This is a genomic window from Ralstonia mojiangensis (genome assembly GCF_023955645.1).
Classification (GTDB): domain Bacteria; phylum Pseudomonadota; class Gammaproteobacteria; order Burkholderiales; family Burkholderiaceae; genus Ralstonia; species Ralstonia mojiangensis.
Genome location: NZ_JAMXHU010000001.1, coordinates 835186 through 851187 on the forward strand (window position 1 = coordinate 835186; position 16002 = coordinate 851187).

15 protein-coding genes are annotated in these 16002 nt (G+C 60.8%); all 15 read left to right on the forward strand.

Annotated features, from left to right (window positions below):
* The first annotated feature begins 49 nt into the window (after positions 1–49).
* The 15 genes from nuoE (at position 50) to NG898_RS04045 (ending at position 16000) form a co-directional block, all read left to right on the forward strand.
* Positions 50–553 (forward strand): NADH-quinone oxidoreductase subunit NuoE, encoded by a 504-nt coding sequence (gene nuoE / locus NG898_RS03975; protein WP_004630801.1) that lies wholly within the window; start codon positions 50–52, stop codon positions 551–553.
* Complete coding sequence (gene nuoF / locus NG898_RS03980) at positions 554–1849, forward strand: NADH-quinone oxidoreductase subunit NuoF (protein WP_004630799.1); 1296 nt, start codon at positions 554–556, stop codon at positions 1847–1849.
* A 12-nt stretch (positions 1850–1861) separates the two neighbouring features.
* On the forward strand, positions 1862–4213 hold the full coding sequence (gene nuoG, locus NG898_RS03985; RefSeq protein ID WP_252691170.1) for an NADH-quinone oxidoreductase subunit NuoG: 2352 nt from the start codon (positions 1862–1864) through the stop codon (positions 4211–4213).
* An 8-nt stretch (positions 4214–4221) separates the two neighbouring features.
* Positions 4222–5286, forward strand: a complete 1065-nt coding sequence (gene nuoH / locus NG898_RS03990; RefSeq protein ID WP_009241059.1) for an NADH-quinone oxidoreductase subunit NuoH — start codon at positions 4222–4224, stop codon at positions 5284–5286.
* Positions 5287–5306: 20 nt separating this feature from the next.
* The gene (gene nuoI / locus NG898_RS03995) at positions 5307–5798 is read left to right on the forward strand and encodes an NADH-quinone oxidoreductase subunit NuoI (protein WP_003261939.1); all 492 of its coding nucleotides are present in this window, start codon (positions 5307–5309) and stop codon (positions 5796–5798) included.
* A 146-nt stretch (positions 5799–5944) separates the two neighbouring features.
* On the forward strand, positions 5945–6577 hold the full coding sequence (locus tag NG898_RS04000; RefSeq protein ID WP_092969570.1) for an NADH-quinone oxidoreductase subunit J: 633 nt from the start codon (positions 5945–5947) through the stop codon (positions 6575–6577).
* A 17-nt stretch (positions 6578–6594) separates the two neighbouring features.
* Entirely contained in the window at positions 6595–6906 is a 312-nt protein-coding gene (nuoK, locus tag NG898_RS04005; protein WP_004630788.1) for an NADH-quinone oxidoreductase subunit NuoK, read from the forward strand.
* A 29-nt stretch (positions 6907–6935) separates the two neighbouring features.
* Positions 6936–8999 carry an NADH-quinone oxidoreductase subunit L gene (gene nuoL / locus NG898_RS04010; protein ID WP_252691171.1) on the forward strand — a complete coding sequence of 688 codons (2064 nt, stop codon included), beginning with the start codon at positions 6936–6938 and terminating at the stop codon, positions 8997–8999.
* Positions 9000–9011: 12 nt separating this feature from the next.
* Positions 9012–10478, forward strand: coding sequence for an NADH-quinone oxidoreductase subunit M (locus NG898_RS04015; RefSeq protein WP_024975298.1), 1467 nt, complete (start codon positions 9012–9014; stop codon positions 10476–10478).
* A 16-nt stretch (positions 10479–10494) separates the two neighbouring features.
* Positions 10495–11970, forward strand: a complete 1476-nt coding sequence (nuoN, locus tag NG898_RS04020; protein ID WP_252691172.1) for an NADH-quinone oxidoreductase subunit NuoN — start codon at positions 10495–10497, stop codon at positions 11968–11970.
* A 13-nt stretch (positions 11971–11983) separates the two neighbouring features.
* A complete protein-coding gene (locus NG898_RS04025) occupies positions 11984–12298 on the forward strand; it encodes a DUF2818 family protein (protein ID WP_092969578.1) in 315 nt (104 codons plus the stop codon).
* A 44-nt stretch (positions 12299–12342) separates the two neighbouring features.
* A complete protein-coding gene (locus NG898_RS04030; protein ID WP_252691173.1) occupies positions 12343–12954 on the forward strand; it encodes an NUDIX domain-containing protein in 612 nt (203 codons plus the stop codon).
* A gap of 137 nt (positions 12955–13091) precedes the next feature.
* Positions 13092–13553 carry a DUF1178 family protein gene (locus NG898_RS04035; protein WP_252691174.1) on the forward strand — a complete coding sequence of 154 codons (462 nt, stop codon included), beginning with the start codon at positions 13092–13094 and terminating at the stop codon, positions 13551–13553.
* Positions 13554–13637: 84 nt separating this feature from the next.
* Positions 13638–14834: an acyl-CoA dehydrogenase family protein gene (locus NG898_RS04040; protein WP_252691175.1), complete on the forward strand. Its 1197-nt coding sequence runs from the start codon at positions 13638–13640 to the stop codon at positions 14832–14834.
* Positions 14835–14869: 35 nt separating this feature from the next.
* The gene (locus tag NG898_RS04045; protein WP_252691176.1) at positions 14870–16000 is read left to right on the forward strand and encodes an acyl-CoA dehydrogenase family protein; all 1131 of its coding nucleotides are present in this window, start codon (positions 14870–14872) and stop codon (positions 15998–16000) included.
* Positions 16001–16002 lie beyond the last annotated feature (2 nt).

The following is a 16002-nucleotide window of genomic DNA, read 5'->3' on the forward strand; positions in this document are numbered from 1 at the left end:
TAAGGCTGCTAGGTAACACGCCCCGCGTCCCGCACCAATCGCAACGAACATGCTATCAGCAGAAGCTCTCAAGGAAATCGACCGGGCGGTCGCGAAGTATCCCGCCGACCAGAAGCAGTCCGCCGTGATGGCGGCGCTGGCGGTCGCGCAGAGCGAGAAAGGCTGGGTCTCGCCCGAAGTTATGCAGTTCGTGGCCGAGTACCTCGAAATGCCGCCGGTGTGGGTCGAGGAAGTGGCGACGTTCTACAACATGTACGACACCAAGCCGGTGGGTCGCTTCAAGCTGTCGGTGTGCACGAACTTGCCGTGCGCGCTGTCGGGCGGCGAGCGCGCGGCCGATTACCTGAAGAAGAAGCTCGGCATCGGTTTCAACGAAACCACGGCCGACGGCAACTTCACGCTGAAGGAAGGCGAGTGCATGGGCGCGTGCGGTGATGCGCCGGTCATGATCGTCAATAACACCCACATGTGCAGCTTCATGAGCAACGAGAAGCTCGACGCGCTGATCGCCGACCTCCAGTCGAAGGCGCCGACCAACGGAGCAGGCAAGTAAATGACCTCCCTGCACGATCGACATATCCAGCCGTTGATTCTCGCCGGCCTGAACGGCGACAACTGGCACCTCGAAGATTACGTCAAGCGTGGCGGCTATCAGCAGCTCAAGCGCATCCTTACCGAGAAGATCACCCCCGAACAGGTCATTGCTGACGTGAAAGCGTCGGGCCTGCGCGGCCGTGGTGGTGCAGGCTTCCCGACTGGGCTGAAGTGGAGCTTCATGCCGCGCCAGTTCCCGGGCCAAAAGTATCTTGTCTGCAACACGGACGAAGGCGAGCCGGGTACCTTCAAGGATCGCGACATCATCCGCTACAACCCGCACGCGTTGATCGAAGGCATGGCCATCGGCGGTTACGCGATGGGCATCACCGTGGGCTACAACTACATCCACGGTGAAATCTGGAACGAATACAAGATCTTCGAGCAGGCGCTTGAAGAGGCACGTGCGGCGGGCTTCCTGGGTGACAACATCCTGGGCTCCGGTTTCAACTTCCAGTTGCATGCGCACCATGGCTATGGCGCGTACATCTGCGGCGAAGAGACCGCGCTGCTCGAATCCCTGGAAGGCAAGAAGGGCCAGCCGCGTTTCAAACCGCCGTTCCCGGCGAGCTTTGGTCTGTACGGCAAGCCGACCACCATCAACAACACCGAAACCTTTGCGGCAGTGCCGTTCCTGCTGGCCATCGGTCCGGACAACTACTTGAAGATGGGCAAGCCGAACAACGGCGGCTCGAAGATATTCTCCGTGTCCGGCGACGTGGAGCGTCCGGGCAATTACGAGATTCCGCTCGGCACGCCGTTCTCCAAGCTGCTGGAACTGGCCGGCGGCATGCGCGGCGGCAAGAAACTCAAGGCGGTCATCCCGGGTGGTTCGTCGGCGCCGGTAGTGCCGGCCGACCTGATGATGGCCTCCGACATGGACTACGACTCGATCGCCAAGGCTGGCTCGATGCTGGGCTCGGGCGCTGTGATCGTGATGGACGAAACGCGCTGCATGGTGAAGTCGCTGCTGCGCCTGTCGTACTTCTATTTCGAAGAGTCGTGCGGCCAGTGCACGCCGTGCCGCGAGGGCACCGGCTGGCTGTATCGCGTGGTCGACCGCATCGAGCATGGCAAGGGCCGCCAGGAAGACCTGGACCTGCTGAACAACGTGGCCGAAAACATCATGGGCCGGACTATCTGTGCGCTCGGCGATGCCGCTGCGATGCCGGTCCGCGGCATGCTCAAGCACTACTGGGATGAGTTCGCGTATCACGTCGAACACAAGCAGTGCATGGTGCCCACCTACATTTAAGCGTGGCAGAACATGGTTGAAATCGAAATCGATGGCAAGAAAGTCGAGGTTGCCGAAGGCAGCCTGGTGATGGAGGCGGCTCGCCAGACGGGCACCTACATTCCTCACTTTTGCTATCACCGCAAACTGTCGGTCGCGGCCAACTGCCGGATGTGCTTGGTCGAAGTCGAGAAGGCGCCCAAGGCGCTGCCCGCCTGCGCCACGCCTGTCACCGCGGGCATGAAGGTCTTCACAAACTCCGAGAAGGCGGTGAAGGCACAGAAGTCCGTGATGGAATTCCTGCTGATTAACCATCCTCTGGATTGCCCGATCTGTGACCAGGGTGGCGAGTGCCAACTGCAGGATCTGGCCGTAGGCTATGGCAAGTCTGAATCGCGTTACCAGGAAGAGAAGCGTGTGGTGTTCCACAAGAATGTGGGCCCGCTGATCTCCATGGAAGAGATGACGCGGTGCATTCACTGCACGCGTTGCGTCCGCTTTGGTCAGGAAATTGCCGGCGTGATGGAACTGGGCATGCTCAACCGCGGTGAGCATTCCGAGATCACGACGTTCGTTGGGCAGACCGTTGACTCCGAGTTGTCGGGCAACATGATCGACCTGTGCCCGGTCGGCGCGCTGACCAGCAAGCCGTTCCGCTATTCGGCCCGTACGTGGGAACTGGCACGCCGCAAGTCGGTGTCGCCCCACGACGGCCTGGGCGCGAACGTGATCGTCCAGACGAAGAACCAGCGCGTGATGCGCGTTCTGCCGCTGGACAACGAGGCCATCAACGAATGCTGGCTTTCCGACAAGGACCGCTTCGCCTATGAAGGCGTGAACAGCGACGATCGTCTGACTCAGCCGATGCTCAAGCAAGGCGGTCAATGGAAGGCTGTCGACTGGACCACCGCGCTGGAATACGTTGCTAACGGCCTGAACGAAATCAAGCGCGACCACGGCGCTGAGCAGATCGGTGCATTAGCCAGCCCGCACAGCACGCTGGAAGAGCTGTTCTTGCTGCAAAAGCTGGTGCGTGGCATTGGCAGCGACAACGTCGATTTCCGTCTGCGCCAATCCGATTTCTCCGTCAAGCCGACGGGCGCTCCGTGGCTGGGCCTGCCAATCGCCGATGTGTCGCTGCTGCAGCGCACGCTGGTGGTGGGCGCCTTCCTGCGCAAGGATCATCCGCTGCTGGCTGCGCGTTTGCGGCAGGCTGGCAAGAAGGGTGCGCAACTGAACGTGATCGGTGCCGGCGGCGAAGATCTGCTGATGCCCGCCACGCAACTGTTGGGTGCACCGTCGCAATGGCTGTCGCTGCTGTCGCAAGTGGCGGTGGCCGTGGCTGCTGCCAACAACGTTGCTCGTCCGGGCGGCACCGATGGTATCGAAGCCGGTGACGTGGCCAAGCGCATCGCCGCAAGCCTTGCTTCGGGCGAGCGCAAGGCTGTGTTCCTCGGCAACGCTGCTGTGGCGCATCCGCATTTCTCGCAACTGCACGCGCTGGCTCAGTGGGTCGCGCAGCAGACCGGCGCGACGCTCGGCTTCTTGACGGAAGCGGCCAACACCGTTGGCGGCTACATTGCCGGTGCGTTGCCGCAAGGCAACGGCCTCGACGCTGCCGCCATGCTGGCGCAGCCGCGTCGCGCATACGTGCTGCTGGGCGCTGAACCCGAATTCGATACTGCGAATCCCGTGCAGGCTCGTGCGGCACTGGACCAGGCTGACACTGTGATCGTGCTGGCGCCGTTTGCCTCCCGCGCCGCACTCGAGTACGCCGACGTGCTCCTGCCGACTGCACCGTTCACGGAAACTTCGGGCACGTTCGTCAACTGCGAAGGTCTGCCGCAAAGCTTCAATGGCGTTGTGCGTAGCCTGGGCGATTCGCGTCCTGCCTGGAAGGTCCTGCGCGTGTTGGGCAACCTCCTGAACGTGTCGGGCTTTGAATACGACAGCTCGGAAGTGGTGCGCGATGAAGTTCTGGCCAAGCCGGTCGCCGACCGCTTGTCGAATACGACGATCGCGCAGACCGTTGCTCCGGCTGCCACCACTGCCGGCGTCGAGCGCCTGGCTGATGTGCCGATCTACCGCGCCGACCCGATCGTCCGCCGCGCTGGTTCGCTGCAACTGACGGCTGCAGCACGCGCTGCCGTGCGCGCTGGCTTGCCGGCTGATCTTTACGCGCAACTGGGCCTGACGAATGGTGACGCCGTGCGAGTGACGCAAGGGCAGAGCAGTGTGGTGCTGCCGGCCGTGCTGGACAAGTCGCTGACTTCCGGCGTGATCCGGGTGTCCGCTGCCACCGAAGCTTCGGCTCAGCTGGGTGCCATGTTCGGCGCGGTAAGCGTTGAGAAGGTTGAATCGTCCGCGCTGGCGGCTACGGTGTAAGGGTCAACATGATCGAGTCGATTACTTCTTTTGGTACCGCCACCTTCGGTGGATGGTGGCCGCTGATCTGGACGCTGGTCCGCGCGGTCTGCATCATTCTGCCGTTGCTGCTGTGCGTGGCTTACCTGATCCTGTGGGAGCGCAAGCTGATCGGCTGGATGCACGTGCGTCTGGGCCCGAACCGCGTGGGCCCGATGGGCCTGTTGCAGCCGATTGCCGACGTGCTCAAGCTGCTGCTCAAGGAAGTCATGGTGCCGAGCGCGGTCAGCCGTGGCATGTATATCATCGCGCCGCTGATGGTGCTGATGCCCGCTGTGGCGATCTGGGCGGTGATTCCGTTCCAGGCTGAAGCCATGGTGTCGAACATCAACGCCGGCCTGCTGTACGTGATGGCGATCAGCTCGGTGGGTGTGTATGGCGTGATTCTGGCTGGCTGGGCGTCGAACTCGAAGTACGCGTTCCTCGGTGCGATGCGCGCCTCGGCGCAGATGATTTCGTATGAAATCGCCATGGGCTTCGCGCTCGTGACGGTGCTGATGGTAACGGGCAGCCTGAATCTGTCGGACATCGTTAACTCCCAGAACCGCGGTTTCTTTGCAGGACACGGGATCAACATCCTCTCGTGGAACTGGCTGCCGCTGCTGCCGATGTTCGGTGTCTACTTCATCTCGGGCGTGGCCGAAACGAACCGCCACCCGTTTGACGTGGTGGAAGGCGAATCGGAAATCGTGGCCGGCCACATGATCGAATACTCGGGCATGGCGTTCGCGCTGTTCTTCCTGGCCGAGTACATCAACATGATCGTGATCTCGGCGCTGACGGCTACGCTGTTCCTGGGCGGCTGGGCTTCGCCGATCGATGCACCGGTCCTCAACTGGATTCCGGGCTTCTTCTGGCTGCTGATCAAGGTTTTCCTGCTGCTGTCAGTCTTTATCTGGCTGCGTGCATCGTTCCCGCGTTATCGCTATGACCAGATCATGCGTCTGGGCTGGAAGATCTTCATTCCGCTCACTGTGGGCTGGCTTGTCGTCGTCGCCATCTGGTTGGTGTCGCCGTGGAACATCTGGAAGTAACGGGACAATAGGAAGGCACCATGTTGCTTGCCATCAAGGAATTTTTTAACAGCCTGCTCCTGAAGGAACTCTTCAAGGGGCTGGCGCTGACGGGGCGCTACCTGTTTGCGCGCAAGATCACTGTTCTCTTTCCGGAAGAGAAGACGCCGTTGTCGCCGCGTTTCCGCGGTCTGCATGCACTGCGTCGCTATCCGAACGGCGAAGAACGATGCATCGCTTGCAAGCTGTGCGAAGCCGTTTGCCCAGCTCTGGCCATCACGATCGAGTCGGACCAGCGCGACGATGGCACTCGCCGCACCACGCGCTACGACATCGACCTGACCAAATGTATTTTCTGCGGCTTCTGTGAAGAGGCTTGCCCGGTGGACGCCATCGTCGAGACGCACATCCTGGAATACCACGGTGAAAAGCGCGGCGACCTGTATTTCACCAAAGACATGCTGCTGGCCGTGGGTGATCGCTTCGAGCCGGAAATTGCGGCCAACAAGGCGGCCGACGCAAAGTACCGCTGATTCAGAACGCCCGCCATGCGGTTGGCGGGCGGTGCAGTTGACATCCCGGTTGGACAACGGCTCTTCGAGAGCCAACCAGTTGCGATGGCATCACGCCATCGCGGCTTTGGACAAGCGCGTGCCGCAAAACGGCCCGTGCCAGGATCATGGAAATCACGACGATCATCTTCTACTGTTTCGCGCTCGTGCTGGTGCTCGCAGCGCTGAAGGTCATCACCGCGAAGAACCCGGTGCACGCGGCGCTGTTCCTCGTGCTCTCGTTCTTTACCGCGGCGGCGATCTGGATGCTGCTGAAGGCGGAGTTCCTCGCCATCACGCTGGTGCTGGTCTACGTGGGGGCAGTGATGGTGCTGTTCCTGTTCGTGGTGATGATGATCGATATCGACATCGAGCACCTGCGACGTGATTTCTGGACCTACGTGCCGATGGCAGCCTTCGTGGGCGTGGTCATCATCCTGGAAATGGCCGTCGTGCTGACCAAGACCTTCATGGGTCGCGTACAGCCGGTGCAGGAGCTGCCGAAGGGATTTAACGGCCCGAACACGCAGGCGCTCGGGAAGCTCATCTATACCGATTACATCTATGCCTTTGAAGTGGCCGGCGCAGTGCTGCTGCTGGCCATTGTTGCGGCAGTGGCTCTGACTGCCCGCCGCCGCAAGGACACCAAGGCCCAGAACGTGTCCGATCAAATCCGCGTGAAGCGCAAGGACCGCGTGCGTCTGGTCTCGATGCCGTCTGAGAAGTCGGCTGGCGCAGCTTCGGCTGAATCCAAGAGCTGAGCCCCGGGAGAACTCATATGTCTTCGCTGTCCCTTGCCCATTACCTCGTGCTCGGCGCGGTGCTGTTTGCCATCAGCATCGTCGGCATCTTCCTGAACCGCAAGAACGTCATCGTGCTGTTGATGGCGATCGAACTGATGTTGCTGGCGGTTAACCTGAACTTCGTCGCGTTCTCCCATTACTTGGGCGATCTGGCGGGGCAGGTGTTCGTGTTTTTCATCCTGACGGTGGCTGCGGCGGAATCCGCGATTGGTCTCGCCATTCTGGTGGTGCTGTTCCGTAATCTGGACACCATCAACGTCGACGATCTGGACAGCCTGAAGGGCTGACCTCCGCATCCACCTATAAGAAGCGTTCCATGGCTACCACGCTCAATCCCAACCTGCTGCTGGCGATCCCGCTCGCGCCGCTGGCCGGCGCGGCGATCGCCGGGCTGTTCGGCACCAAGTTCTTTGGCGAGAAGATCGGCCGCACGGCATCCCACAGCGTCACCATCCTTGGTGTTGCGATCGCCTTCATTCTGTCGGCGCTGACGCTGTCCGACGTTATCAATGGCGCTGGTTACAACGGCACCGTCTATGAATGGATGACGGTGGGCTCGCTGAAGATGGAAGTCGGCTTCCTCATCGATTCGCTCACGGCGATGATGATGTGCGTGGTGACCTTCGTCTCGCTGATGGTGCACATCTACACCATCGGCTACATGGCGGAAGACGACGGCTACAACCGTTTCTTCGCGTACATCTCTCTGTTCACCTTCTCGATGTTGATGCTCGTGATGAGCAACAACTTCCTGCAGCTGTTCTTTGGTTGGGAAGCGGTGGGTCTGGTGTCGTACCTGCTGATCGGCTTCTGGTTCAAGCGCCCGACGGCCATCTACGCCAACATGAAGGCGTTCCTGGTCAACCGCGTGGGTGACTTCGGCTTCGTGCTGGGCATCGGCTTGCTGCTTGCCTACAGCGGCAGCCTGAGCTACGCCGACGTGTTCGCCGCCCGCGATAACCTGGCGACGATCGGCTTCCCTGGCACCGATTGGCACATGCTGACGGTCGCCTGTATTTGCCTGTTCATTGGTGCGATGGGTAAATCGGCGCAATTCCCGCTGCATGTGTGGCTGCCGGACTCGATGGAAGGCCCGACCCCGATTTCCGCACTGATTCACGCGGCCACCATGGTGACCGCCGGTATTTTCATGGTCGCGCGCATGTCGCCGCTGTTCGAGCTGTCGGACACCGCGCTGTCATTCGTGCTGATCATCGGCGCCATCACTGCGCTGTTCATGGGTTTCCTGGGCATCATCCAGACCGACATCAAGCGGGTGGTGGCGTACTCCACGCTGTCCCAACTGGGCTACATGACCGTCGCGCTGGGCGCGTCGGCTTATCAAGTGGCCGTGTTTCACCTGATGACGCACGCCTTTTTCAAGGCGCTGCTGTTCCTCGGCGCCGGCTCCGTGATCATCGGCATGCACCACGATCAGGACATGCGCAACATGGGCGGCCTGCGCAAGTACATGCCGATCACATGGCTGACGTCGTTGGTGGGGTCGCTGGCGTTGATCGGCACGCCGTTCTTTGCAGGTTTCTATTCGAAGGACTCGATCATCGAAGCGGTGCGTGAATCGCATCTGCCGGGCGCCGGTTTCGCTTACTGGGCGGTACTGGCCGGCGTGTTCGTGACCGCGTTCTATTCATTCCGCATGTACTTCCTCGTGTTCCACGGCGAAGAGCGTTTCGGCAAGGCCCACGCTCATCACGACGACGATCACCATGAAGAGGAAGAGGGCGACCACGATCACCACCATGGTCTGGCTCCGGGCCAGAAGCCGCACGAGTCGCCTTGGGTTGTGACGGTGCCGCTGGTGCTGTTGGCGATTCCGTCGGTCATCATCGGTGCAATGGCGATCCAGCCGATGCTGTTCGGCGAGTTCTTCAAGCACGGTGTGGTGTTTTCGGAAGTCATCTTCAATGCTGACAACCACGAAGCAATGAAGGTGTTGGCCGAAGACTTCCACGGCTGGGTCGAGATGGCGCTGCACGGCTTCACGTCGGCACCGTTCATCCTGCTGCTGGCCGGTGTCGTGTTGTCGTGGTTCTTCTACCTCAAGCGTCCGGATATTCCGGCAGCAATTGCCAAGCGCTTCTCCGGCGTCTACAAGCTGCTGGACAACAAGTACTACATGGACAAGATCAACGAGATCGTCTTCGCCAACGGTGCGGTCAAGTTTGGCCGTGGCCTGTGGAAGGGCGGCGATCAGGGTGTGATCGACGGTGTTGTCGTCAACGGCAGCGCGCGTCTGGTGGGCTGGTTCGCGACTGTCGTGCGCCTGCTCCAGTCCGGCTTCATCTATGACTATGCGTTCGCGATGATCATCGGCACGGTTGGGCTGCTGACGTATTTCGTGTTCCTGGCAGGCAAATAAGGGATTACAAAAATGGTTCTGTCTTTTGCGATCTGGCTGCCGATCTTCTTCGGCGTGCTGGTGCTGGCCTCGGGCTCAGACCGCAATCCCGGTTATGTCCGCTGGATGTCGCTGATCGGCTCGCTGATCAGCTTTGTGATGACGCTGCCGCTGATCACGCGTTTCGATAAGACGACGGCTGCAATGCAGTTCGTCGAGAAATCGTCGTGGATCGAGCGCTTCCACATCAGCTACTACCTGGGTGTCGACGGCATCTCGATGTGGTTCGTGGTGCTGACCGCATTCATCACCGTCATCGTGGTGATTGCCGCCTGGGAAGTGATCACCGAGCGCGTGGCGCAGTACATGGCTGCGTTCCTGATCCTGTCGGGCCTGATGATCGGCGTGTTTGCGTCGCTCGATGGTCTGCTGTTCTACGTGTTCTTCGAAGCCACGCTGATCCCGATGTACATCATCATCGGCGTGTGGGGCGGTCCGAACCGCGTCTATGCGGCATTCAAGTTCTTCCTGTACACGCTGCTTGGCTCGTTGTTGACGCTGGTTGCGCTGCTGTATCTGTACTTCCACAGTGGCACGTTCGAGATCCTGCAGTGGCATCAGGTCAAGCTGTCGATGAACGAGCAGATCTTGATCTTTCTCGCGTTCTTCATGGCCTTCGCCGTGAAGGTGCCGATGTGGCCGGTGCACACTTGGCTGCCGGACGCTCACGTGGAAGCACCGACCGGTGGTTCCGTGGTGCTGGCCGCCATCATGCTGAAGCTGGGCGCCTACGGTTTCCTGCGGTTCTCCTTGCCGATCGCCCCAGATGCCAGCCATAGCCTGTCTGCATTCATCATTGCGATTTCGCTGGTCGCCGTGATCTACATCGGTCTGGTGGCGCTGGTGCAGGCCGACATGAAGAAGCTGGTCGCATATTCGTCGATCGCGCACATGGGCTTCGTCACGCTGGGCTTCTTCATCTTCAACGAGATCGGTGTTGAAGGCGGTATCGTTCAGATGATCTCGCACGGCTTCATCTCCGGTGCGATGTTCCTGTGCATTGGCGTGCTGTATGACCGCGTGCACTCGCGCCAGATTGCAGATTACGGCGGTGTTGTGAACACGATGCCGAAGTTTGCGGCGCTGTCGGTGTTCTTTGCGATGGCCAACTGCGGCCTGCCGGCAACCTCGGGTTTCGTCGGCGAGTTCATGGTGATCCTGGGTTCGGTCAAGTTCAATTTCTGGATTGGTTTGCTGGCCGCCACGGCACTGATCTTTGGTGCAGCGTATTCGCTGTGGATGGTCAAGCGCGTGATTTTCGGTGATGTGACCCACAAGCACGTGGCCGAGTTGAAGGACCTGAATTGCCGCGAGTTCTTCATGCTGGGCGTGCTGGCAATCGCCACCCTGTACATGGGCCTGTATCCGAAGCCCTTCACCGATGTCATGCATGCGTCCGTGGTCAACCTGCTGACCCACGTGGCTCAGTCGAAGCTGTAAGCAGCGAGAAGAAACTATGCAATCGTCCTCCTCTATTGCGGCTTTTGCCCCAATCGTTTTTCTCGCGCTGGGCATTGGTGCCGTCAACTGGATTGACTTGGCACGCGGCCAGAAACGAAGCAGCGTGGCGTATCCGGTTTCGTTGGTGATTACGCTGGTGCTGGCCGTTTGGTTCGCGTTGAACGCTGCGAACGGTGAGACGCACTACGTCTTCGGCAACATGGCCGTGATCGATCCGATGGCCAACGTGCTGGCGTCGTTCTGTGCGCTGACGCTGTTTGCCACACTGGTGTACACCCGCCGCTATCTCGCCGACCGTGACATGTACGCGGGCGAGTTCTACATGTTCGCCCTGTTCACACTTGGCGGCCAGGTGGTGATGATCACCGGCAACAACTTCCTCGTGCTCTATCTGGGCCTGGAACTGCTGTCGCTGGCGTCGTACACGCTGGTAGCGCTGCGTCGCCGTTCGAACGTGTCGTCCGAATCGGCCATGAAGTACTTCATCCTGGGCGCGCTGGCATCGGGTCTGCTGTTGTACGGCATGTCGATGCTGTACGGCGCAACCGGCTCGCTGGAGCTGGGCAAGGTGTTTGACGCGATCAAGAACGGCGAGATCAACAAGACGATCCTCGTGTTCGGCGTGGTGTTCATCGTCGCTGGTCTGGGCTTCAAGCTGGGTGTTGCGCCGTTCCACATGTGGGTGCCCGACGTGTACCAAGGCTCGCCGACGGCCGTGACGCTGCTGATTGCCGGCGCACCGAAGGTCGCTGCGTTTGCGATGACGTTTCGCATTCTGGTGGAAGGCTTGCTGCCGCTGGCATTCGACTGGCAGAACATGCTGATCGTGCTGGCCGTCGTGTCGCTGGCTATCGGCAATATCACGGGCGTTGTTCAGACCAATTTCAAGCGTCTGCTGGGCTATTCCACCGTCTCGCACATGGGCTTTCTGCTGCTGGGCTTGGTGTCGGGCGTCAGCTCCGGCAAGCCGGATTTGACGGCCCAGGCCTACAGCGCGTCGATGTTCTATGCGATCACCTACGTGCTGACCGCATTGGGTGGCTTCGGCATGATCCTGCTGCTTGCACGCAAGGGCTATGAGGCGGAAGAGATCGCCGACCTGAAGGGCTTGTCGAAGAAGAGCCCGTGGTTTGCGCTGCTGATGCTGTTCATCATGATGTCGCTGGCCGGCTTGCCCCCGACGGTTGGCTTCTACGCCAAGCTGTCGGTCCTGGGTGCGGTGGTCGATGCCGGCATGCCGTGGCTGGCCATCGTGGCGGTGCTGTTCTCGCTGGTGGGTGCGTTCTACTACCTGCGCGTCATCAAGGTCATGTACTTCGATGCTCCGACTGACGAAGGCCCGGTTGAAGCGTCGTTCGGCCTGCGTTCGCTGCTGTCGGTCAATGGCTTGCTGGTGCTGCTGCTGGGTATCTTCCCGGCGGGCCTGATGGCCATGTGCTATCAGGCGATCCGCCTGACGCTGGCCTCGTAGTAAGCCGAGCGCCATGAGCACCTCGACGGGCGGTCTGTTTGTCATCGTGTTGGCACTGATCTGTGCCAACCTGCCGTTCGTCAACCAACGCGTGCTGGCGCTGGTGCCGGCACGCTGGCCGCGCAAGCCGTTCTGGCTACGCGGCACCGAGCTGATTGCCATGTACGTTGTGGTTGGGCTGATCGGCTTTGGTATCGAATCGAGCCAGGGCAATGCGTTTCCGCAGGGCTGGCAGTTTTATGCGATCACTGCTTGCCTGATGCTGGTGTTCGCGTTTCCCGGCTTTACTTGGCAATACCTGGTTCGCCATCCCCGCGATTCCCGTTAAATCCCGCCGGGCAGGTCCTCGCTGTCTCGGCATGAGAGAGCGCCATGTCCGATCACACCCCGCTGAATGCCACCCCTGATGCGACGCAGGACCCGGATGCCGGTCTGCGCGAGACGCAGGTCGCCTCTGCGTTGATGCACCAGGGCAAATTTCTCACGCTCAAGCAAGACATCGTTCGCCTGCCGGATGGCCGCAATGCCAGCCGCGAATACCTCATCCATCCGGGCGCGGTAATGATGATTCCGCTGTTCGATGACGGGACCGTGCTGATGGAACGTCAGTTCCGTTACCCGGTCGGTAAGGTGATGATTGAATTCCCGGCCGGCAAGCTCGATCCGCAGGAAGGCGCGCTCACATGCGGTAAGCGCGAACTGCGCGAGGAAACCGGCTACACGGCCGAACGCTGGGACTACCTCACGCGCATTCACCCGGTCATTTCGTATTCCACCGAGTTCATCGACATCTATCTCGCCCGCGATCTCAAGCAGGGTGTGGCAATGTTGGATGAGGGCGAATTCCTCGAGACCTTCGTCACTCCGGCCGGGCAATTGATCGATTGGGTGCGCGAAGGCAAGATTTCCGACGTGAAGACCATTATCGGCACGTTCTGGCTTGAGAAGATTTTGTCAGGTGCCTGGGTGCCGGGTGCCGTCTGATGCGCTTATAGCCGTCGCTTGAACACACCGTTTTCCTGCCGTTGTTACCATAGTGAACGGTCGTGCGAAAAAATTAGCACGACCGTTCACAAATTTTCGAATCGGGGATACACTCATCCCCATGCGCTGGACCGATCATGAAAGTGCTGGACCTCCGCTGTGCCAATGACCACCGTTTCGAAGGCTGGTTCGGCTCCGATGCCGACCTGCAATCGCAGCGGGAGCGCGGGCTATTGACGTGCCCAGTTTGCGGCCATAACGAGGTTGAGCGCTTGCCGAGTGCGCCGCGCCTGAATCTGTCGTCGTCTCGTGCGGAGACCGCCCAGAAGAGCGGTGCCGACAAGACAGGCGAAAGCGATGGCGGAGCGCCCGCGGCCCTGCAACAACTCTATCTGAAGGCTGTGCGCCATGTCCTTGCCAATACCGAGGACGTCGGCGCGCGGTTTGCAGAAGAGGCGCGCCGCATGCATTACAACGAGGCGCCGGAGCGGGGCATTCGCGGGACGACGTCTCGGGAGGAAGCGCAGGAACTGGCGGAGGAAGGCATCGACGTGATGCCGCTGTTGGTGCCCGACGCGCTCAAGCAGCCCGTGCACTAGCAGCCTCGATTCAGGTCCGCGCCGGTCCGACAGAACGTTCTCCACCGATTTGCCACGGTGGGGAGCCAACCACAGGAGACAGGCATGGATCTGAACTACTCGGCGGCCGATGAAGCATTCCGCCAGGAAGTCCGCGGCTGGCTGGAAGCCAATCTGCCCAAGGACATCCAAGACAAGGTGTTGAACCACCGCCGCCTGAACCGCGACGATTTCGTTCGCTGGCACAAGGCGCTCGCGGCCAAGGGCTGGTCGGTGCCTCACTGGCCGGTCGAGTGGGGCGGCACCGGCTGGTCTCCCATCCAAAAACACATCTGGGACGAAGAATGCGCGCAGGTCGGCGCGCCTGGCGTGCTGCCGTTCGGCGTCAGCATGGTCGCGCCCGTGATCATGAAGTACGGCAATGAAGCGCAGAAGCGTTACTTCCTGCCGCGCATCGTTGATTGCACCGACTGGTGGTGCCAGGGCTATTCGGAGCCGGGTTCCGGTTCCGATCTGGCCTCGGTGAAGACGCGTGCCGTGCGCGAAGGCGATCACTACATCGTTAACGGCCAGAAGACGTGGACCACGCTCGGCCAACACGCCGACATGATCTTCTGCCTGGTTCGCACCGACCCCGATGCGAAGAAGCAAGAGGGCATCTCGTTCCTGCTGATCGACATGAAGACGCCGGGTATCACCGTGCGCCCGATCATCATGTTGGACGAAGAGCACGAAGTGAACGAGGTGTTCTTCGACAACGTCAAGGTGCCGGTTCAAAACCTGATTGGCGATGAGAACCGCGGTTGGACGTACGCCAAATACCTGCTCGGCCACGAGCGCACGGGCATTGCACGTGTGGGCAATTCCAAGCGCGAACTGGCGTTCCTCAAGCGCGTCGCGCTGCAACACCAGAAGAACGGCAAGCCGCTGCTGCAGGATCCGGTATTCGGCGCCAAGGTGGCCTCGCTGGAAATCGAGCTGCTGGCACTGGAGATGACGGTGTTGCGCGTGGTGTCGAGCGAGAACGCCGGCAAGGGCCCCGGCCCCGAGGCGTCGCTGCTCAAGATCAAGGGCACGCAGATCCAACAAATGTTGACCGAGCTGATGGTCGAGGCCGTAGGACCGTATGCCCAGCCGTTCGATCCGAGCTACCTGGAAGGCGACACCTTGCAGGCCGTGACGGGCGACAACGATGCCGCGCCGCTTGCGCCGTACTACTTCAACTATCGTAAGACCTCGATCTACGGCGGGTCGAACGAGATCCAGCGCAACATCATCTCGCAGATGATCCTTGGCGTCTGAGCAGAACGGCGACAGAACACATAGCGGAGACAAACATGGATTTCTCGTTCACCGACGAACAGAAGCAACTGGCTGATGCAGTGCGCCGCTTCATCGACAAGGACTACGGCTTTGAGGCGCGCAACAAGGTGGTGTACTCGCCGGAGGGCGTGTCACAGGGTCATTGGGATGCGTTGGCCGAACTTGGCTTGACCGCATTGCCGGTGCCAGAAGCACAAGGCGGTTTTGACGGCCGCGCAATGGACTTGCTGGTGGTGATGCAGGAACTCGGCCGAGGCTTGGTCGTGGAGCCGTATCAAGCTACCGTGCTGGGCGCCCAGGCGCTCAAGCTTGCAGGCGGGCAGGAAGCGCTGCTGGAAGAAGTCGCAAGCGGCGCCGTGAAGCTGGCCATTGCATTCGGCGAGCCCCAATCGCGTTACGAACTTTTCAATGTCACCACGCGTGCCGCGCAGCAGGGCAGTGGCTGGACGCTCACGGGGGAGAAGGCGGTTGTGGTGCATGGCGCGCAGGCAGGCAAGCTGATCGTCTCGGCGCGCACGGGCGGCGAGGCGCGCGATACGTCGGGCCTGTCGCTCTTTGTGGTCGACCGCGATGCCGCTGGCGTGACGGTCAAGGACTACCGCACGATCGACAACCTGCACGCTGCGGACATCCGCTTCGACAATGCACCGGCGACGCTGCTTGGCAAGGCTGGCGAAGCGTGGGAGGCCATCGACGCCGTGGCCGATCTTGGCTGCGTGCTGTTGTGCGCTGAAGCCATCGGCCTCATCGATGCACTGAACGCAGCAACGCTGGAGTACACCAAGACCCGCCAGCAGTTTGGCGTGCCCATCGCGCGCTTCCAGGCATTGCAGCACCGCATGGTCGACATGTTCATCCATGGCGAGCAGGCGCGTTCGATCACGTACTTGGCCGCTGCGCACTTTGAAGATGGCGATGTCGAGGCACGCCGGCGGTATGTGTCGGCGGCCAAGGCACGTGTCGGTCAGGCCGCGCGTGACGTTGGCCAGGAAGCCGTGCAACTGCACGGCGGCATGGGCGTCACGAACGAGCTGCCCGCCGCACACATGTTCAAGCGGCTGACGATGATCAACACGACGCTGGGTGATGTGGATCATCACCTGGCACGCTTCGCATCGCTGCCCGGCTTCCAGCAGGCGGCGTAACG